The organism is Streptomyces sp. CNT372, from assembly GCF_000377145.1.
This window is the reverse complement of sequence record NZ_KB897777.1, coordinates 584,151-603,529: the sequence shown is the minus strand read 5'-3', so window position 1 is coordinate 603,529 and position 19,379 is coordinate 584,151. Positions and strand designations below refer to the sequence as shown.

Below are 19,379 nucleotides of genomic sequence, written 5' to 3'. Positions count from 1 at the left end.
CGGCCCGCCCGCGCACCGTCGCGGGCTGTCCGAGCACCGTCGCGGGCTGTCCGAGCACCGTCGCGGGCTGTCCGAGCACCGTCGCGGGCTGTCCGAGCCGGTCGTTAGGGTCGACGGGTGTCCCACGCGTCCCCGCAGCCGTCCCCGGCGCACCGCCAGAGCTCCGCGCCCCCGCCGCACGCCCCGCGTCCGGCGGTGCCCGCGTACGACGAGCGGCAGGTCGAGGCGGAACTGACCGCGGTCGCGGGCGGCGCGCGCGGTGCCCGCCACCGGGCGCGGGCCGCGCGGCTGTGGCGGAGCCGGGCGCTCCGGCTCTGCGGGGTGTTCACCCTCCTCGCCCTCTGCGGGCTGGTGATCCTGGTGCTGGTACGGGAGCAGACGGGCACCCGCGGCTTCCTGGTGGGCCTGGGTCTGGCGACCCTGCCGGTGCCCCTGCTGCTGGCGGCCTTCCGCTGGCTGGACCGGGTGGAGCCGATGCCCTGGCGGAACCTGGTGTTCTCCTTCGGCTGGGGCGCCTGCGCCGCCGCCCTCGTCTCCCTCCTCGCGAACACCTTCGCGACCCGCTGGATAGCCACCGCGACCGCGGACCCCGCCTCGGCGGACACCTGGGGCGCCACCGTGGTCGCGCCGGTCGTGGAGGAGAGCGCCAAGGGGGTCGCGCTTCTGCTGCTCTTCTGCTTCCGCCGACGGGAGTTCACCGGAGCGGTGGACGGCATCGTGGTCGCCGGCTTCACCGCGACCGGCTTCGCGTTCACCGAGAACATCCTCTATCTCGGCAACGCCTTCGGTGAGGACCAGGCGTTCGGCACCTCGGGCCTGGGCTCGGTGACCGCGGCGACCTTCTTCGTGCGGGTGGTCATGTCGCCGTTCGCGCATCCGCTCTTCACCGTCCTGTGCGGCCTCGGCTTCGGCCTGGCCGCCGCGACCGCCCGCCGCCGACGTCTCCGCCGGATCGCGCTGCCGCTGCTGGGCCTCCTCCTCGCGATGGGGATGCACGCCCTGTGGAACGGCTCCACCTCCCTCTTCGGGCCGTGGGGCTTCTACGCGGTGTACGGGGCGTTCATGGTGCCCGCCTTCGGGCTGCTGACCTGGCTGACCATCTGGACCAGGCAGCGGGAGCTGCACACGATATCCACGCACCTCCCGGCCTACGCGGCGGCCGGCTGGCTCACCCCGGCGGAGCCGCCGGCGCTGTCCTCGATGCGCGCGCGGACGATGGCCCGGGACATGGCCCGGCGGACGTACGGCCCGGCGGCCGGGCACGCGGTCTCCGAGTACGAGCGGTTGGCCACCTCCCTCGCCTTCCTGCGCCACCGGGCCCACCGCGGCGCGGCGGGCCCGGACTTCGTGGAGCGCGAGCGGGAGCTGCTGCACCGCCTGTGGCTGCGGCGCGAGGTGGCAGCCCCGGCCCTCGCGTACGCGGCCCGGGCGACGGGCCGGACCGCGTACGTGCCGCCGCACCGGGACTACGACGGCTACAACCCGTACCGCACCTGACCGCCGCCGGACCGCTCCCGGCGCCCCGGACGGCCGCGCGCCACGCCCGGGCCGCCGTATCCGGGCAGCCGTGTCCGGGCAGCCACGCCCGGGCCGCCGCGTCCGCGAGCGCGCCCTCGTGGGCTTCCCCGGAGGCGGAGGCCGGGTTCACGGAACCACAACGCCCCGCCCGGAGCCGCCTGTTCAGCGGCACTCCCGGGGCGGGGCGTGGAGGTGGTGTCAGACGCTCAGGCCCTTGCCCTGCAGCCAGGCGAGGGGGTCGATCCCGGCGCCGCCGGGGGTGTGGACCTCCAGGTGCAGGTGCGGCCCGGTGACGTTGCCGGTCGCGCCGACGCGGCCGATGGTCTCGCCGGTGGTGACCTTCTGCCCCGCGCTCGCGGTCATGGAGGACAGGTGCGCGTAGAGCACCTCGGTGCCGTCCTCCAGCTCCAGCAGGATGCGGTAGCCGTAGGAGCCGGACCAGCCGGCCGCCTTCACGGTGCCGCCGTGCACGGCCTTCACCGGGGTGCCGGTGGGGGCGGCGAAGTCCAGGCCGGTGTGCTGCCCGGAGGACCACATGGCGCCGGACTGCCCGTAGGTGGAGGTGAGGGTGTACGAGGAGGTCGGGAGGGACCAGCTCGCGGCCAGCTTGGCGAGGCGCTCCGCCTCGGCCTTCGCCCGCGCGGCCTCCTCGGCCTTGCGCTTCTCCTCCGCGGCCTTCTTCTCGGCCTCGCTCTGCTGCTTCTTCGCCTCGGCGGCGGCCTGTTCGGCGGCCGCCTTCTCCGCGGCGGCCTTGGCTTCGGCGTCCGCCTCGGCGCGCTGCTGCTCGGCCTGCTGGAGGATGCGGGCGCGCAGGGCCTCGCCCGCGTTGGCGCCCTGCTCGGCCCCGGCGACGGTGCCCGTGTCGGCGACCTGGGTCATCGCGGTGAGGGGCGCGTGGGCTGTGGCGGTGTCCGTCCCCGCGTCCTCGGAGATCAGCGAGCCCACGCCCGGCAGGGAATCCGCGTCGGGGAGATTGTCCGTGACGACATCGGGAAGGGATATGGAGACGGCGGGCTTGTCCTGCGCGGTGGCCATGCCACCCGCGCCGACGGCGGCGATGACACCGACGCCGAGGACGGTGGAGCTGCGCGCGAGACCGCCGCGCTGCTTGGCCACGCGGTGCCGGCCGCGAACCGGGCGGATGGACTCCTCGGTGGGATTCCACTCCCCCGGCGAGCGCTCCGGGGCGTCACCGCCGAATCGGGAGGAGACCGACGGAGCCTCGGGAGCAGGCATGTTGGACGCCACGAAGGCGTACTCCTTTCCTTCCTTCTCGCCTACCGGGTTAGCTGACGGGTTCGGAGCAGGAAGGTCTCCTACGGGTGCCTCGGCCGCACAACTGCGCGGCAGAGATGCCCGATTCACCCCAATGAGTGGTTCCCCGGTTCCCTTGCGGAATTCGGCGCGTGCGCGCGGCGCCGCCACTGGCGGCGGCTGGGACGACCGCGCTGCGTTATCGAACGTTAATAGACGGCCGGGTCGGAATCCAAGCCGTTCCCACTGATCGTTAACGACTGTGGCCAGGACTTTCCGGGACAGAAGCAGCCGGAATCGGGCGAGTTGATCACGCTTCGGTCTCGGAAGAATTCTGATGCCCCGTCATATGCCGTATGCGGTGGCACGGGACGGCTACGGACGGTACCTGCGCCGTACCCGTACGCCACGCCGCCCGGCGGTCGCCGCGATGGCGCCCTGTTCGCGGGGCGGGGCCACCACCGGCACCGTGCGGCGGCGCTCCGGCTGCCCGGCGGCCGGCCGGTTCACCGCGAGCAGCGCCATGTCGTCGCTCGACCCGCCGCCCGTGTAGCGGCGCACATCGTCGACGAGGGCGTCCAGCAGATCGTCCGGCTCCGGGAAGATCGCGCCCCGCAGCCGATCGACCGGGTCGTAGAAGACCCCGGAGCCGTCCCGGGCCTCGGAGAGCCCGTCCGTGTAGAAGAGCAGCGTGGAGCCGGCGGGCAGCGGATAGGTCTCGGCCCGGTCGGGCCAGCCCGCCAGGTCCGCCATCCCCAGCGGCAGCGCCGGCTCGGCCGGCTGGAGGAGTTCCACCCGGCCGTCGGCGTGCAGGACCAGGGGGTCCGGGTGGCCCCGGTTCACCAGCCGGACCGTGCTCGCCCCGACGACCTCCCCGTCCCGTACCGCCGGGATCTCCGCCAGCACGGCCGTGGTGAACCCCTCGAAGGACTCCAGCCCCGCCCGTCGCGCGCTCTCCCGCTGGAGCGCCCGCTCCAGCCGCTGCGCCACCTCCTCCAGGCTCCCCTCCTGGTCGGCGGATTCCCGGAACGACCCGATCAGCACGGCGACGGCCTCCACCGCCTCCATCCCCTTGCCGCGCACGTCCCCGACGAACAGCCGGACCCCGTGCTTGGTCTCCTGCACGGCGAAGAGGTCGCCGCCGATGAAGGCGTCCGCCTGGGCCGCCTCGTAGCGGGCGGCGATGTGCAGCCCGGCGATCCGGTCCTCGGGGGTGGGCAGCACGGCCCGCTGCGCGGCCTCGGCGATCACCCGCGCCGAGGCCAGCCGCTCGCTGCCTCTGCGCACCACCCGGTTGACGAGCAGGGCCACGGCGGACACCGTGAAGACCGTGCTGATCTCGGTGAACGAACTGATCTCGGTGACGTTGTCGTCGTAGAAGTGCAGCGCGCTGGTGGCCACCACCGCGGCGATGCCGGTGAGCAGCGTCACCACGAAGGAGGCGAGGGAGGCGGCGATCAGCGGGGCGGCCGCGTAGAGGGGGACGGCGGTGAAGCGGGGCGGGGCGAGCGAGTCGTAGAGCACACCGCCGACGAGCATCACGGCGGGCAGGATGCGCAGGTACCACGGAGTCCGGAAGCCGCCGACCTGCTCTCGCCCCACTGCTGCACTCCTGCCGCTTCACCCACGGCCACGGACCGGTGCCGTGCCCTTCCATGCTGCGTGCCCTCGGGCGCCGTGGCGACTTGCCACCGCCCTCCCGCACAAAACACCAGGCCAGCGGCGCGGGCCTGCATCCGGGCGCGGGGCCGGGTCCGGACGGGCCCGGGACCGGCCCTGGACGAGCGAACGGCAGAGGCCCGGCAATCGATCATCGTCGATTCCGGGCCTCTGCCATGAGTAGCGGGGACAGGATTTGAACCTGCGACCTCTGGGTTATGAGCCCAGCGAGCTACCGAGCTGCTCCACCCCGCGTCGGTGAACACCACCTTACGCCATCCCGCGCGCCTTCCCGACCACTTTTCCGCCGGGCCGCCCGGGCCACCCCGTCACCGGGCGTCAGCCCTCGCCGGCCGCCCCCTCCAGCCGCTTCTCGAACCAGTGGTCGGCATAGGGCTCGTCGTTGAACGCGGGCACCTCCTGGAAGCCGTACGCGCGGTACAGCCCGACCGCCGCCTCCAGCGCCTTGTTGGTGTCCAGCCGCACGACGTCCCGGCCGCCGCGCAGGGCCCGCCGCTCCAGCTCCCCGAGCAGACGACGCGCGAGGCCCAGACCGCGGGCGTCCGGCGCGACCCACATGCGCTTGATCTCCGCGGGGGCGTCCGCGGGCAGCTTCAGCCCGGCACAGCCGACGGGCTCCCCGTGCAGCCGCGCGACCAGGAAAAGCCCGCGCGGGTCGCGGAGTTCGCCCGCGTCGGGCAGCAGACTGCGGGCGGGGTCGAACCCGGTGTCGAAGCGCTCGCCGAGTTCCCGGTAGTAGGCGAGCAGGCACTCCCGGGCGTCGGGGTGGTCCGGGTCGACCACGTCCAGCGTGACGGTCCCGGCGGTCAGCAGCCGGTCCACCTCGGCCATGGCCGCTGCCAGGCGAGCGCGCTGCCCCGCGTTGAGCGGCGCCAGCAGCGAGCCGGCCAGCTCGTCGCTCCGCGCGTCGAGCACCGCCCGCTCGGTCCGCCCGGCCTCGGTGAGCCGCACGGTCCGCACCCGCCGGTCCGGCACCCCCGCCCCGACGGTGACGAGCCCGTCCGCTTCCAGCGACCGCAGCAGCCGGCTGACATACCCCGAGTCCAGCCCCAGCCGCTCCCGCAGCCACCGCACCTCCCGCTCCTCCTCCCCGACCTCCCAGAGCAACCGCGCCGCCCCGATGGCCCGGTCCCGCCCCAGATAGCGCTCGTGCAGCACACCCACCCGCTCGGTGACGGTGCGATGGAAGCGGCGGACCTGTGCGATCTGTTCGGTGTCCATTCTCTGACTCTAGTCAGAGAATGGATGCACGACAGGTCGGGCCGCCCGGGAAACGGCAAAGCGCCCCGACCGGAAACGGTCGGGGCGCTCGCGCCTGCGGGTGGTAGGCCGTGTGGGACTCGAACCCACAACCAACGGATTAAAAGTCCGCTGCTCTGCCAATTGAGCTAACGGCCCCCGGCACAACACCCCCGAGCATAGCGGGAGTGATCCCCGGATCCGATCGGGTATCAGCGCGTGCCCGTCGTGGGGATGGACGGCCGGGAGCCGTCCGCGTCAGCGGGTGTGGTAGCCGGAGACGTCCGCGATCAGGTCCAGGGACCCGGCGTTGTTGCGGAACGTCGCCTTCCCGTCCCTGACGGGGACCACGACGAGGTTGGGGACCGTGACCCCGGCGGCGACGTTCAGGTTCGACGCGGCCGTCCGCTCCGTACCCGCCGGATACACCGACGCAAACGGCCCCCGGCCGTGCCCCCGCGCGCGAGCGGAGTGACTGCGACAGCAGTCACACAGGCATCGGCACCGAGTTTCACCTGCGGAGACGGGGCAGGGCCCGTACCGCACCGAAGTGCTGTACGGGCCCTGTCCTCACACGCGGGTCACACGGTGTCAGCCGTTGCGCTTCCAGCGCGGCTTGTCGTCCCGGCGGCCGCCGCCGAAGGAACCGGCGCCCGTGCCGCGGTGGTCGTCGCGGCGGCCGTAGGGGCGGTCGCCGCCACGGTGGCCGCCCGCGGGGCGGTCGTCGCGACGGTCGCGGTTGAACGGGCGGTCGCTGCCGCGGTGCCCGGACGGACGGTCGTCCCGGCGCTCGAAGGAGCGGCCGCCGCGGTCGAAGGAACGGTCGCGGTCGAAGGAACGGCCACCACGGTCGTCCCGGCGCTCGAAGGAACGCCCGCCACGGTCACCGCGGTCGTCACGGCGGAACCCGCCACGGTCGTTGTCGCGACGCTCGAAGGAACGGCCACCACGGTCGTCCCGGCGCTCGTCACGACGGAAACCGCCGCGGTCACCGCGGTCGTTGTCGCGGCGGAACCCGCCACGGTCGTTGTCCCGGCGCTCGAAGGAACGGCCACCACGGTCGTCCCGGCGCTCGTCACGACGGAAGCCACCGCGGTCACCGCGGCCGTCACCGCGGTCGTCCCGGCGGAACCCGCCACGGTCGTCCCGGCGGTCGCGCCGCTCGAAGTTGCCCCGGTCGTCCCGGCGCTCCTCGCGGGCGGGCTCGGCGGCCTGCGCGGGCACGGCCGCCCGGACCTCGGCCTCGGCGGCCTCGGTCACGGAGGCGACGGCCGCCTCCGGGTCGTCGCCGCGCTCGCGGGCGGCACGCGCCACCAGGCGGTCGGCCTCCTCGCGGAGTTCGCCGGCCCGGCGCTGGACCTGCTCCAGACGGCGGGTCAGCTCGACGACCTCGCGCTCGGCCTGCTTGGCCGCGTTGTTCGCGGAGTCGGCCTGGACCTCGGTGAGGGAACGGGCGCCGGTGATCTCGGCGACCTCCGGGTCGAACGCGCCCGCGCCGCCGACGATGTGGCGCGAGGCCTCGACCCCGGCGTCCTCCATCAGGCGGAAGATCTGGCGGCGCTGGTGCGGCAGCGACAGGGAGACCACGGTGCCCGACTTGCCGGCGCGCGCGGTGCGGCCGGAGCGGTGCAGGTAGTCCTTGTGGTCACCGGCCGGGTCCACGTTGAGGACCAGGTCGATGCCGTCGACGTGGATGCCGCGGGCGGCGACGTCGGTCGCGACGAGCGCGTTGACGTAGCCGTCCTTGAAGTCGGCCAGGGTGCGGGTGCGGGCGCCCTGGGTCATGCCGCCGTGCAGCGCGTCGGCCTTCACACCGGCCTCGCGCAGCTGCTCGGCGATGCGGTCGGCACCGAGCTGGGTGCGGACGAAGATGATGGTGCGGCCCTTGCGGGCGGCGATGGCGGCCGTGACGGGCGCCTTGTCCTTCGGCTTCACGACGAGGACGTGGTGGGTCATGGTCGTGACGTTGCCCTGGGCGCTGTCGACCTCGTGGCTGACCGGGTCCGTCAGGTAGCGCTTGACCAGGGTGGAGATCTCGTTCTCCATGGTCGCGGAGAACAGCATGCGCTGTCCGCCGGCCGGGACCTGGTCGAGCAGTTCGGTGACCTCGGGCAGGAAGCCCAGGTCGGACATCTGGTCGGCCTCGTCGAGGACGGCGACCCGGACGTCCTCCAGGGAGCAGGCGCCGCGGTTGATGATGTCGCGCAGACGGCCCGGGGTGGCGACGAGGATGTCGACGCCGCGCTCCAGGGCGTAGATCTGGTTGCCCATCGACGTGCCGCCGCAGACGACCTTCATCTTCAGGCCGAGGACGTCGCCGTAGGGCTGGAGGGCGTCCGCGACCTGCATCGCCAGCTCACGGGTCGGGGTGAGGATGACGGCGCGCGGCTTCTTGCGCTCGGTGTGCCCGCCGGCCAGGGCGGCCAGGGTCGGCAGACCGAAGGAGAGGGTCTTGCCGGAGCCGGTGCGGCCTCGGCCGAGGATGTCCTTGCCGGCCAGGGCGTCCGGGATGGTCGCGGCCTGGATCGGGAAGGGGACGGTCACGCCGTTCTGGGCGAGCTTGCGCACGACGCCCTCGGGGAGGCCGAGGTCCGCGAAGGTGACCTGCGGCTCCTGCGGCTCGTCGGCGGGGGCGGCTGCCACGGCCTCGACGAGCGCCTCCTCGGCGGCGGCGTTCTCGGGCATGACGGCGTGATCAGTACTGAAAGTGGACATGCGAAATGCGAAACCTTCCGGAGTCTCGGCACGCGCCCAAACTCCGTGAATTCGCATATCGACCGCCTCAATGCGGTCAGCCACGGCTAGGGAGAGAACGCGCCACACGGCGCTCTTCTGTTTCGGCGCCGGGCAATGGGATCAAACGATCTACCACCATACGCACCCTCACCCCGTCAAGGCAAACCACGGCCGGGTGACCCCGCTCACGCCGGTCCGGCCTGCGGAGACGCCACCGGTTCGGTGCCGTGGACGCGCTCCGGCTCCGGTTCCCGCATCGCCCGCATCGCCCCGCCGTGCACCTCCGGGGCCGAGGAGGCGGACGGCTGCGGGCTGGGGTCGGCCGGCGGGGTGGGCGTGGGCTCGGGAGGCTCCGGGGTCGGGTCGACGGGCGGGGTCGGCGCGGGCTCGCCCGGCTCCTCGGGCGGCGGGGTCGGACGGGGGGCGGGCTTGCCCTCGCCGCCTCCGGGCCGGGGCGCGGGGCCGGCCGTCGGGCCGGCGGAGGGGTCCGGTGTGGCCTCCGTGCCGCCGCTGTCCTCGGCCTGCTTGCCGTCCTCGGCCTCCTTGTCGTCGCCCTCCTCGTCCCGGTCCGCCGCGCCGCCGGTCCGCCCGGCCCCGTCGTGGTGCGAGCCCTGAGGGCCGCCGGGGACGCCACCACCACCCGTGTCCTGCCCGTCGGCGGCGGCGCCGGTGCGCTCGGCCGAGGTGCTGGGCTTCGGCTTGCGGACGTCGTCGTCGCCCACGCTCATGCAGCCGGCCGAGGCCAGGGCCGCCAGTGCGGCGGCGAACAGGGCGGCCGTCCGGCCGGGGGCGGGCAACTGGCGCACGGGGGACCTCCGTGACGAAAAGGGGGGACGCGGGTCCCCCTGCCCAACTACCGTTCCCCCGCCGGGGACACGCCCTGCGCACCGGCGGTCCGGGCCGCCCGGCCGGAAAGGGCCCCGGGGCCGCCGTCCCCAAAGGCCCGTCACCGCCCGCCGGGACCACCGCCGAGGCGCGCCGCATCCGGCCCGGGCCCCGCCCAGGCGCGTCCCGCACCGCCGGAGCCCGTCAACTCGTCAGCCGTCAGCCCGTCAGCCCGCGCGCAGCCGCCGCCCCCAGGTACAGCGCCCCGAGTCCGACCGCCACCGAGAGCGCCACGTTCGCCGCGGCGGCCGGCACCCGCCCGCGCTCGGCGAGCCGCAGGGTCTCGTAGGAGAACGTGGAGTACGTGGTGAGCGCCCCGCACAGCCCCGTGCCGAGCAGCGCGTACGTCTGGGACGAGACCGACGCCCCGGCGACCAGCCCGAGGAGCAGGCTGCCCGCGGTGTTCACCGCGAAGGTGCCCCACGGGAAGCCGGAGGCGTGCCGCGCCTGCACCGCACGGTCCGTCAGATACCGCAGGGGCGCGCCCACCGCCGCACCCGCCGCCACCAGCAGCCAGATCACCGCGCCTCCCGCCGGCCGAGTACGGCCCGGGTGGCACGGGCCGCCGCCCCCACCGCGAGCAGGGCCCCGGCCGCCGTGCCCGCCGCGTACAGCACGGCGGGTCCGGGCCGCCCGTGCTCCAGCAGGTCGACGGTGTCCAGGGCGTACGCCGAGAAGGTGGTGAAGCCGCCGAGGACGCCGACGCCCAGGAAGGGCCGCAGCAGCGGATGCGCGGACCGGCCGTCCTCGGCGACCAGCGGCATCAGCACCCCGATCAGCGCGCAGCCGAGGAGGTTGACCCCGAGGACGGCCCACGGGAAGCCGCCCGCCGGGGCCGGCCACAGCACCTGGGCGCCGTGCCGGGCCACCGCGCCGGCCGCTCCGCCGAGGGCGATCGCGCCGAGCACCGCCCACCGGCCGCGTCCGGTGAACTCCGCCCGCTGCGCGGGGACGGAGAGGTCGACGTCCGGGTCCAGGGGCTCCCGGCTCACCCGTAGCCCAGCTCGTGAAGCCGCTGGTCGTCGATGCCGAAGTGGTGGGCGATCTCGTGGACCACGGTGATCTCGGTCTCGGCGACCACGTCCTCGCGCGTCTCGCACATGCGCAGGGTCGGGCCCCGGTAGATGGTGATGCGGTCCGGCAGGACGCCCGCGTACCACTCGCCCCGGTCGGTGAGCGGGGTGCCCTCGTAGAGCCCGAGCAGTTCGGGATCGTCCGGGCCCGGCTCGTCCTCGACGAACACGGCGACGTTGTCCATCAGCCGCGTCAGCTCGGGCGGGATCCGGTCCAGCGCCTCCGCGACCAGTTCCTCGAACTCCTCGCGCGTCATCTCCAGCACCGGGCCATTGTCCACCCGGCCATTGTCCCGTACGGGGCGGACGGTTGTCCCGTACGGGGTGGCGCCGGCCGCCCCCCGGCATGCCCGGCGCGGCGACGGGGCATGAGGCACCAATGGCCCGCCAAGCCCGTGACCGCAGCCGCCCCGCCCGCCGCCGCCTCCTGCCGTTCCGTCTCCCGTCGTTCCTCGCACGCTCGGCGCGTGCCGAGCGCGAGCGTGGCGCGGCCCGCGCGTCGCGCCCGCCCCGCAGCGGCGGCCCGGACCTGGGACTCGCCGCCGCCCCGAACCCGTGGACGCGCGCGCTCGGGCTCACGGCGGTGGTGCTGGTCGGCGCCTGGCTCGGGCTGCTGATCGTCGGCAACGTCCGTACGCCGGTCGGCCCCATGGACACGACCATGACCCTGCGCCCCTCGCTCAGCGGTGGCACGAAGATCAACGTCTCTCCGCTGGGCGACCTGGAGCTGGAATCGCACATCGCCCCGCTGCGCCTGGACGTCGACGTGGACCGTCTCGACCCGGCCCGCTCCCAGGCCCTGGTCGAGAACCCGGCGCTCTTCTCCGGTCTGGGGGACGAGGTCTCCGAGGACGTCCGCGCCGGCACCGCCGACCTGGCCCTGCGCTCCTGCGTCGCCGTGGTCTCCGGGGCGACCGTCCTCGGCCTCGCCGTCTACCGGAGGCCCCGGCGGGCCCTCGCCGCCGGCGGTCTCGCGCTCGCCCTGCTGGCGGCCTCCGCCGGTTCGGCGGCGGCGACCTGGAACCCCGGCTCGGTGCTGGAACCCCGGTTCTCCGGCCTGCTGACCTCCGCCCCCTCCGTGGTCGGCAACGCGCGCTCGATCGTCACCGAATTCGACGTCTACCAGAAGGAGTTGGCCCGGCTGGTCACCAACGTGACCAAGCTCTACGAGGCCACCTCAACCCTCCCGGCCTACCGGCCCGACCCGGACACCATGCGGGTTCTGCACGTCTCCGACATCCACCTCAACCCGGCGGCCTGGCACATCATCGCCTCGCTGGTGAAGCAGTACCGGATCGACGTGATCATCGACTCCGGCGACACCATGGACCACGGCTCCGCCGCCGAGAACGGCTTCCTGGACGCCGCCTCCAACCTGGGCGCGCCCTATGTGTGGGTGCGCGGCAACCACGACTCCCTCGCCACCCAGAAGTACCTCGAGGGCCTGAAGAACGTGCATGTCCTCGACGAGGGCCGGGCGGTGACGGTGGGCGGGCTGCGGATCGCGGGCACGGGGGACCCCCAGTTCACCCCGGACCGCTCGGTCGTCGCCCAGGGGGACCCGGCCGAGCGGATGGCGGGCATCCGGTTCGCCTCCGCCCTGCGCGACCAGAAGCGCGCGGGGACGCCGGTGGACATCGCCGTCGCCCACAACCCGGTGGCGGCGGCGGAGACCGACGGCACGGTGCCGCTGGTCCTGGCCGGGCACATCCACCAGCGGAAAACGCAGATCCTGAAGCACGGCACCCGGCTGAAGATCGAGGGGTCGACGGGCGGCGGCGGGCTGCGCGCGGTCCAGAACCAGCTGCCGGAGAAGGTCCGCGCCTCGGTGCTCTACCTGGACCGGGGCGAGCGGCGGCTCCAGGCGTGGGACGAGATCACCCTGGGCGGGCTGGGGCTGACCACCGCCGAGGTCAGGCGCCATCTGGTCGACCCGCCGAAGCCCGACCCGAGCACCTCGCCGAGCCCGTCGGCGTCCGGGGCCGACCCGTCGCCGGGGGCGTCGCCGCCCGGGGCCGGCGCCTCACCGGCCTCCCCGGCGCCCTCCCCGTGAACGGCCCCGGAAACCGTTTTGGCGATAGCTCCCCCCATCCCATATGCTTCTCACGTCCCCGACGCGCTGCGAAGCGCCCACGGCGGGCCCTTAGCCCTCATCGTCTAGTGGCCCAGGACGCCGCCCTTTCAAGGCGGTAGCACGGGTTCGAATCCCGTTGGGGGCACGCATCACCGTGTGCGAGACTTGCGCTCGCACAATGCATGGTCCTGTGGAGCAGTTTGGAGTGCTCGCCACCCTGTCAAGGTGGAGGCCGCGGGTTCAAATCCCGTCAGGACCGCTGGAACTCGCAAGAGCTCCGCGGCTGGGTAGCTCAGTTGGTACGAGCGATCGCCTGAAAAGCGATAGGTCGCCGGTTCGACCCCGGCCCCAGCCACCTCAGGAAGGCCCCGATCCCCGGATCGGGGCCTTCGCCGTTCCCGGGCTGGTGGGTGTCGCCCGGGGGCGGCCCGCTCGGACCGCGTCCCGGGCACCCCTCAGACCTTCTCGTGGATCTCCTCCGGCGCCCGCGCGGACCGCGCACCGCGCACCGCCCGGGCCACGAGGAACACCCCCGCCGCCAGGACGACCAGCGCGAGCAGCGCCCAGTCCGGCACCGCGCGCCCGATACCGGACACCCACTGCTCCACGGCGAACGAGTCGTCCACCGACAGCAGTCCGGGCAGCGCGGTGGTCCCGTCGAACACCAGGAACACCGTGCCGAGGAGCACGAAGAACAGCCCGGAGAGCAGGGAGGTGGTGTGCAGCCGCAGCCGCCCGAGGGTCACCTCCCGCCCGCGCAGCCAGCGCCGCCGCCCCAGGTCGAAGCGCTCCCACAGCAGGGCGAGCAGGAACAGGGGCACCGCCATCCCGAGCGCGTACACGGCGAGCAGCAGCCCGCCGTAGACCGGGCTGCCGCCGACGGCGGCCACGGTGAGGACGCTGCCCAGGATCGGCCCGGCGCAGAAGCCCGCGAGGCCGTAGACCATGCCCAGCGCGTAGACGGACAGCACGGTGGTCGGGCGGATGCGGCCGGACAGCTCCGCGATCCGGCGCGATGCGAAGCCCATGCCCAGGATCTGCGCCACACCCAGCCCGACGATCAGCCAGCCGCCGACCGCGACCAGCAGGTCCCGGTTGCCGTAGAAGAGGCGCCCGGCGAAAGACCCGGCCGCGCCCAGCGGGACCAGGGTGGTGGCCAGGCCCGCGTAGAAGACGCCGGTCCGGGCGAGCAGCCGGCCCGCCGAGCCGACCGAGTAGGCGAAGAACGCGGGGAGGAGCAGGGCGCTGCACGGGCTGACCAGCGCCAGCAGGCCGCCGAGGAAAGCGGCCAGATAACCGATGTCCGCCATGCTCAGCCCGCGTCCGGGCCGGAAGCGCCGGCGCCCTCGCCTGTGCCGGAAGCGCCGCCGACGGGCGACTTCTTCGCGGTGCGGGCCGCCTCCTCGATGGCCTGCACGAAGGTCTCCTTCGGCTGCGCGCCCGAGATCGGCCGGCCGCCGACGAGGAACGAGGGCGTCGAGGCCGCGCCCAGCCGGTACGCCTCCTCCTGGTCACGGGTCACCGCCTTGCGCGCCGCCTCCCCGTCCAGGTCCCGGCCGAAGCGGTCCAGGTCCGGCACGCCCGCCTCCTCGGCCAGGGCCCGCAGCCGGTCCTCGCCGAAGCCCTTCTCCTTGGCGCCCTCCGCGAAGGCGGCCGCGTGGAACTGCCAGAAGCGGCCCTGCTGCCCGGCGGCCCAGGAGGCGCGGGCGGCCGCCTCGGACTCCTCGCCGAAGATCGGGAAGTTGCGCCACTCGATGCGCAGCACGCCCTTGTCGACGTACTCGGCGATCAGCTCGGGCTCGGTGTCCCGGGCGAACTTGCCGCAGTAGCCGCACTGGAAGTCGGCGTACTCGATCATCACCACGGGCGCGTCCGGGAGGCCGACGGCGAGCTTGTCGCCGGCGTCGCGGCGGGCGAGGGCGGCCAGTTCGGGGTGGGTCCCGGCACCCGGTTCCGCGGAGACCTCGGCGGCGGACGAGCCCCGGGCGGGCGCCGGGTCCTCCGGCTTGGTGGCGGTGTAGGAGGCGTAGCCGAGCAGCAGCGCGGCGACGAGGACGCCCGCGCCGATCGCGAGCGGCTTGCGGGCAGGGGTGGACGAAGAGGTGGCGGGCATGGCGTGCTCCTGGGCGTGGTGTGACGAGGGACGGCGGTGGGGGCGCCCGATCTACACGCGCAGCACGGACAGGCCGACCGGGGTCGGCGGTTCGACGGGCGGCGGGCCCCGGTGCGTCACGAACCCGGGCCCGGCGCAGGCGGCCGGCGGCAGCGCGCCGCCGGTCAGCACCGGGACCTGGTGCAGCCCGGGGAGCAGTTCGTACACGGAGGCGCCGCGCGCGGGCGTTCCGGGCACCGCCCCGCCGTCCTCCCCCGGCGCCCCGCTCCTGCCGCACCCGGGCACCCCGTCCCGCAGGGTGTCCACGACCGGCACCGGCGACACGGCCCCGGCAGACACGGAGCGCACGGACGCCTCGGCCTCGGCCCCGGCGGGAACGGCCTCGACGGGAACGGGCCGGGCGGAAGCCTCGGCCCCGGCGGGAACGGGCCGGGCGGAAGCCTCGCCCTCGGCGGACGCGGCCCCGGCAGGCAGGACCCCGGCGGACACGGCAGCGGCGGACGCCACGGCCCCGGACGGCACCGACCCCGCCCCGGGCGCGCCCCCGGCGGCGGTCGCACACCCCAGCAGCGCCGGCAGCAGACCGAGCAGCACGCACACCACCGCCGGCACCCGGCGGTGCCCGCGGCGGCCGGTGGCTGCGCTCTGCATGGGCGGCGGGTCCTTCCGGCTCGGGCTCGGGCTGCGGCGCTCGGGCGCACCCTTCGGACGGCCGGCGCGTGAACGATTCGCTCCATACTGCACCACCTGAGACGGGGCAACGGTGAAATGGGTTCGCCACCTCTTCGGCGGGGGTGCGATCCTGGAGCCCGTATGTCTACTTCCTTCGCCGACGTCCAGACCCTCCTCGCCGGGGCGTCCCTGCGCGACGCCCACCGGCTCGGCCGCCGCCTCGACGGCGCCCGCCGCATCCGCAAGCCCGACGCGCGGCAGGCCGTGCTGGACGAGATCGCCGCCGAGGCGGAGAAGTCCGCGGCCAGGACCGCCCGGCGGGCCGAACGGGTCCCGGAGATCACGTATCCCGAGCAGCTCCCGGTCAGCCAGAAGAAGGACGAGATCCGCGAGGCGATACGGGACCACCAGGTCGTGATCGTCGCGGGCGAGACCGGCTCCGGCAAGACGACCCAGATCCCCAAGATCTGCCTGGAGCTGGGCCGGGGCGTGCGCGGCATGATCGGCCACACCCAGCCCCGCCGGATCGCCGCCCGCACGGTGGCGGAGCGGGTCGCGGAGGAGCTGGACACCCCGCTCGGCGAGGCCGTCGGCTGGAAGGTCCGCTTCACGGACCAGGCGAGCGGCGACACCCTCGTGAAGCTGATGACGGACGGCATCCTCCTCGCGGAGATCCAGACCGACCGCGATCTGCGCGCCTACGACACGATCATCATCGACGAGGCGCACGAGCGGTCCCTGAACATCGACTTCCTGCTGGGCTACCTCGCCCAGCTCCTCCCCCGCCGCCCGGACCTCAAGGTCGTGATCACCTCCGCGACCATCGACCCCGAGCGTTTCTCCCGCCACTTCGGCGACGCCCCGATCGTCGAGGTCAGCGGCCGGACCTACCCCGTGGAGGTCCGCTACCGGCCCCTGCTGGAGGAGGACGGCGAGGAGGCCGACCGCGACCAGATCACCGCGATCACGGACGCCGTCGAGGAGCTGATGGGCGAGGGCAAGGGCGACATCCTCGTCTTCCTCTCCGGCGAGCGGGAGATCCGCGACACGGCGGACGCGCTCAACAAGAAGGCGTACCGCTTCACCGAGGTCCTGCCGCTGTACGCGCGGCTGTCCCATGCCGAGCAGCACCGGGTCTTCCAGCCGCACACCGGCCGCCGGATCGTCCTCGCGACGAACGTGGCCGAGACCTCCCTCACCGTCCCCGGCATCAAGTACGTGATCGACCCGGGCACGGCCAGGATCTCCCGCTACAGCCACCGCACCAAGGTCCAGCGGCTGCCGATCGAGCCGGTCAGCCAGGCCAGCGCCAACCAGCGCAAGGGCCGCTGCGGCCGTACCTCGGACGGCATCTGCGTCCGGCTGTACTCCGAGGACGACTTCCTCTCCCGCCCGGAGTTCACGGACGCGGAGATCCTGCGCACCAACCTGGCCTCCGTCATCCTGCAGATGACCGCGGCCGGCCTCGGTGACATCGAGAAGTTCCCCTTCATCGACCCGCCGGACCACCGCAACATCCGCGACGGCGTCCAGTTGCTCCAGGAGCTCGGCGCGATCGACCCGGCCGAGAAGGACCCGCGCAAGCGCCTCACCCAGCTCGGCCGCAGGCTGGCGCAGCTCCCGGTGGACCCCCGGCTGGCCCGGATGGTCCTGGAGGCCGACCGGAACGGCTGCGTCCGCGAGGTCATGGTGATCGCCGCCGCGCTCTCCATCCAGGACCCGCGCGAGCGCCCGGCCGAGAAGCAGGCGCAGGCCGACCAGCAGCACGCCCGTTTCAAGGACGAGACCAGCGACTTCCTCGCCTACCTCAACCTCTGGCGGTACGTCCGCGAGCAGCAGAAGGAGCGCGGCTCCTCCAGCTTCCGCCGGATGTGCAAGCAGGAGTACCTCAACTTCCTGCGCATCCGCGAGTGGCAGGACATCTACGCCCAGCTCCGCACGGTGGCCAAGCAGATGGGCATCCACCTCAACGAGGAGGACGCCCCCGAGCAGTCGGTGCACGTCTCCCTCCTCGCCGGGCTGCTCTCCCACATCGGGCTGAAGGACGTGAAGGAGTCCGGCAAGGACTCCGGGGCGGGCGACCGCAAGGGCGGCGGCGGCCGGAACGAGTACCTGGGCGCGCGGAGCGCCAAGTTCGCGATCTTCCCGGGTTCGGCGCTGTTCAGGAAGCCGCCGCGGTTCGTGATGTCCGCCGAGCTGGTGGAGACCTCCCGGCTGTGGGCGCGGGTCAACGCGCGGATCGAGCCCGAGTGGATCGAACCGCTCGCCGGGCACCTGGTGAAGCGCACCTACAGCGAGCCGCACTGGGAGAAGGACGCGGCGGCGGTGATGGCGTACGAGAAGGTCACGCTCTACGGCGTGCCGATCGTCGCCCAGCGCAAGGTCAACTACGGGCGGATCGATCCGGAGACCTCGCGGGACCTTTTCATCCGCAACGCCCTCGTCGAGGGCGACTGGCGCACCCACCACAAGTTCTTCGCGGACAACCGCCGGCTGCTGACCGAGGTCGAGGAACTGGAGCACCGGGCCCGCCGCCGGGACATCCTGGTCGACGACGAGACCCTGTTCGACTTCTACGACCAGCGGGTGCCCGAGCACGTGGTCTCCGGCGCCCACTTCGACTCCTGGTGGAAGCACAAGCGCCACGAGCAGCCCGACCTGCTCGACTTCGAGCGCGAGATGCTCATCAACGAGAAGGCCGGCGCGGTCACCAAGGACGACTACCCGGACTCCTGGCGCCAGGGCCGGCTGAAGTTCCGCGTGACGTACCAGTTCGAGCCGGGTGCGGACGCCGACGGCGTCACCGTGCACATCCCCCTCCAGGTACTCAACCAGGTCACCGAGGACGGCTTCGACTGGCAGATCCCGGGGCTGCGGGAGGAGGTCGTCACCGAGCTGATCCGCTCGCTGCCCAAGCCGGTCCGCCGCCACTACGTCCCGGCGCCCAACTACGCCAAGGCGTTCCTGGAGTCGGTCGTTCCGCTCCAGGAACCGCTGCCCCAGGCCCTGGCGCGCGAGTTGCAGCGCCGGGTGGGCGTGCCGGTGACGGCGGAGGACTTCGACCTCTCCCGCGTTCCCGACCACCTCAAGATCACCTTCCGGATCGTCGACGAGCGGCGCAGGAAACTGGCCGAGGCGAAGGACCTGGAGGCCCTGCGGGTCCAGTTGCGGCCCAGGGCCCGCCAGGCCCTCTCCAGGGCCGCCGCGTCGTCCAGCCCCACCGGGCAGTCCCTGGAGCGCGCCGGGCTCACCGACTGGACCTTCGGCACCCTTCCGAAGGTCTTCGAGACCCGCCGTGCGGGCCAGCCGGTGAAGGCGTACCCGGCGCTGGTCGACGAGGGCGCCACGGTCGCCGTGCGGCTCTTCGACAGCGAGGCCGAGCAGGCGGAGGCGATGCGGCAGGGCACCCGCCGGCTGATCATGCTGAACATCCCCGTCAACCCGGCGAAGTTCGCCTCGGACCGGCTGACGAACCAGCAGAAGCTGGCCCTCTCCCGTAATCCGCACGGCTCCGTGCAGGCCCTCTTCGAGGACTGCGCCACCGCGGCGGCCGACCGGCTGATCGCGGACCACGGCGGCCCGGCCTGGGACGAGGAGGCGTACCGGAAGCTGTTCGACACCGTCCGCGCGGACCTGGTGGACCTGACGGTGCGCACGGTCGACCGGGTGCAGCAGATCCTGGCGGCCTGGCAGGCGTGCGAGCGGCGGCTGAAGGCCACCGCCAGCCCGACCCTGGTGAAGAACGTCCAGGACGTCCGGGAGCAGTTGGCGGCCCTGATGCCGGCCGGCTTCGTCACCCGCACCGGACTCGCCCGGCTGCCGGACCTGATGCGCTACCTGGTCGCGGCGGACCGCCGGCTCCAGCAGATGCCGACCTCCGTGCAGCGGGACACCACCCGCATGGAGAAGGTCCACGAGATGCGGGACGAGTACGCCTGGCTGCTGGAGCAGCTGCCGCAGGGGCGGCCCGTGCCGCAGCAGGTGCGGGACATCCGGTGGATGATCGAGGAGCTCCGGGTGAGCTACTTCGCGCACGCCCTGGGCACCGCGTACCCCGTCTCCGACAAGCGGATCGTGAAGGCGATCGACGCGGCCGTGCCGTCACGGAGCGGTGGCGCTCGGTGAGTTCGACCAG

The 19,379-nt window shown here is 73.6% G+C and carries 15 protein-coding genes, 5 tRNA genes and 1 riboswitch; of the genes, 6 read left to right on the top strand and 14 right to left on the bottom strand.

Translation table 11 applies throughout. The features are described from left to right. Positions 1-117: 117 nt before the first annotated feature. The gene (locus tag C593_RS0105325) at positions 118-1,497 is read left to right on the top strand and encodes a PrsW family intramembrane metalloprotease (RefSeq protein ID WP_018846263.1); all 1,380 of its coding nucleotides are present in this window, start codon (positions 118-120) and stop codon (positions 1,495-1,497) included. Between the two features lie 219 nt (positions 1,498-1,716). Here the strand turns inward: C593_RS0105325 and C593_RS0105320 are convergent, their stop codons facing one another. The 11 genes from C593_RS0105320 to C593_RS0105270 form a co-directional block, all read right to left on the bottom strand. Further along, a complete protein-coding gene (locus tag C593_RS0105320; protein ID WP_026277373.1) occupies positions 1,717-2,766 on the bottom strand; it encodes a M23 family metallopeptidase in 1,050 nt (349 codons plus the stop codon). Positions 2,767-2,777: 11 nt separating this feature from the next. Next, positions 2,778-2,933, bottom strand: a riboswitch (cyclic di-AMP (ydaO/yuaA leader). A 214-nt stretch (positions 2,934-3,147) separates the two neighbouring features. Further along, positions 3,148-4,374, bottom strand: coding sequence for a PP2C family protein-serine/threonine phosphatase (locus C593_RS0105315; protein WP_018846261.1), 1,227 nt, complete (start codon positions 4,372-4,374; stop codon positions 3,148-3,150). A 238-nt stretch (positions 4,375-4,612) separates the two neighbouring features. After that, positions 4,613-4,686 (bottom strand) — tRNA-Met (locus C593_RS0105310). Positions 4,687-4,770: 84 nt separating this feature from the next. Beyond that, positions 4,771-5,673, bottom strand: a complete 903-nt coding sequence (locus tag C593_RS0105305; protein ID WP_018846260.1) for a bifunctional helix-turn-helix transcriptional regulator/GNAT family N-acetyltransferase — start codon at positions 5,671-5,673, stop codon at positions 4,771-4,773. Between the two features lie 101 nt (positions 5,674-5,774). Further along, positions 5,775-5,850, bottom strand: a tRNA-Lys gene (locus tag C593_RS0105300). A 99-nt stretch (positions 5,851-5,949) separates the two neighbouring features. Next, on the bottom strand, positions 5,950-6,120 hold the full coding sequence (locus C593_RS0105295) for a hypothetical protein (RefSeq protein WP_018846259.1): 171 nt from the start codon (positions 6,118-6,120) through the stop codon (positions 5,950-5,952). A gap of 162 nt (positions 6,121-6,282) precedes the next feature. Then, positions 6,283-8,406 carry a DEAD/DEAH box helicase gene (locus C593_RS0105290; protein WP_026277372.1) on the bottom strand — a complete coding sequence of 708 codons (2,124 nt, stop codon included), beginning with the start codon at positions 8,404-8,406 and terminating at the stop codon, positions 6,283-6,285. Between the two features lie 206 nt (positions 8,407-8,612). Continuing rightward, positions 8,613-9,233, bottom strand: a complete 621-nt coding sequence (locus tag C593_RS33260) for a hypothetical protein (RefSeq protein WP_018846257.1) — start codon at positions 9,231-9,233, stop codon at positions 8,613-8,615. Between the two features lie 238 nt (positions 9,234-9,471). Then, positions 9,472-9,834, bottom strand: a complete 363-nt coding sequence (gene crcB / locus C593_RS0105280; protein WP_018846256.1) for a fluoride efflux transporter CrcB — start codon at positions 9,832-9,834, stop codon at positions 9,472-9,474. Next, the gene (locus tag C593_RS0105275; RefSeq protein ID WP_018846255.1) at positions 9,831-10,304 is read right to left on the bottom strand and encodes a FluC/FEX family fluoride channel; all 474 of its coding nucleotides are present in this window, start codon (positions 10,302-10,304) and stop codon (positions 9,831-9,833) included. Before C593_RS0105275 ends, crcB begins: the two co-directional genes overlap by 4 nt. Continuing rightward, positions 10,301-10,651, bottom strand: a complete 351-nt coding sequence (locus C593_RS0105270; protein ID WP_199789999.1) for a metallopeptidase family protein — start codon at positions 10,649-10,651, stop codon at positions 10,301-10,303. The genes C593_RS0105275 and C593_RS0105270 overlap by 4 nt, the downstream gene beginning before the upstream one ends. Before the next feature lie 113 nt (positions 10,652-10,764). On the opposite strand from C593_RS0105270, the gene C593_RS0105265 reads away from it, so the two are divergent. The 4 genes from C593_RS0105265 (at position 10,765) to C593_RS0105250 (ending at position 12,814) form a co-directional block, all read left to right on the top strand. Then, entirely contained in the window at positions 10,765-12,438 is a 1,674-nt protein-coding gene (locus tag C593_RS0105265) for a metallophosphoesterase (RefSeq protein ID WP_018846253.1), read from the top strand. A gap of 93 nt (positions 12,439-12,531) precedes the next feature. After that, positions 12,532-12,604, top strand: a tRNA-Glu gene (locus tag C593_RS0105260). A 39-nt stretch (positions 12,605-12,643) separates the two neighbouring features. Beyond that, positions 12,644-12,718: transfer RNA gene (locus tag C593_RS0105255), tRNA-Asp, on the top strand. A 22-nt stretch (positions 12,719-12,740) separates the two neighbouring features. Further along, positions 12,741-12,814, top strand: a tRNA-Phe gene (locus tag C593_RS0105250). Positions 12,815-12,914: 100 nt separating this feature from the next. Here C593_RS0105250 and C593_RS0105245 read toward each other — a convergent pair. Genes C593_RS0105245 through C593_RS30895 form a run of 3 tightly spaced genes read right to left on the bottom strand, consistent with a single transcriptional unit; the run spans position 12,915 to position 15,223 of the window. Continuing rightward, positions 12,915-13,769, bottom strand: coding sequence for a cytochrome c biogenesis CcdA family protein (locus C593_RS0105245; protein ID WP_018846252.1), 855 nt, complete (start codon positions 13,767-13,769; stop codon positions 12,915-12,917). A 2-nt stretch (positions 13,770-13,771) separates the two neighbouring features. Continuing rightward, positions 13,772-14,572: a DsbA family protein gene (locus tag C593_RS28890; RefSeq protein ID WP_018846251.1), complete on the bottom strand. Its 801-nt coding sequence runs from the start codon at positions 14,570-14,572 to the stop codon at positions 13,772-13,774. Positions 14,573-14,623: 51 nt separating this feature from the next. Then, positions 14,624-15,223 (bottom strand): hypothetical protein, encoded by a 600-nt coding sequence (locus C593_RS30895; RefSeq protein ID WP_051093616.1) that lies wholly within the window; start codon positions 15,221-15,223, stop codon positions 14,624-14,626. Positions 15,224-15,385: 162 nt separating this feature from the next. Here C593_RS30895 and hrpA point away from each other — a divergent pair, with 162 nt between their 5' ends. After that, positions 15,386-19,369 (top strand): ATP-dependent RNA helicase HrpA, encoded by a 3,984-nt coding sequence (gene hrpA / locus C593_RS0105230; RefSeq protein WP_018846250.1) that lies wholly within the window; start codon positions 15,386-15,388, stop codon positions 19,367-19,369. The last annotated feature ends 10 nt before the right edge of the window (positions 19,370-19,379 follow it).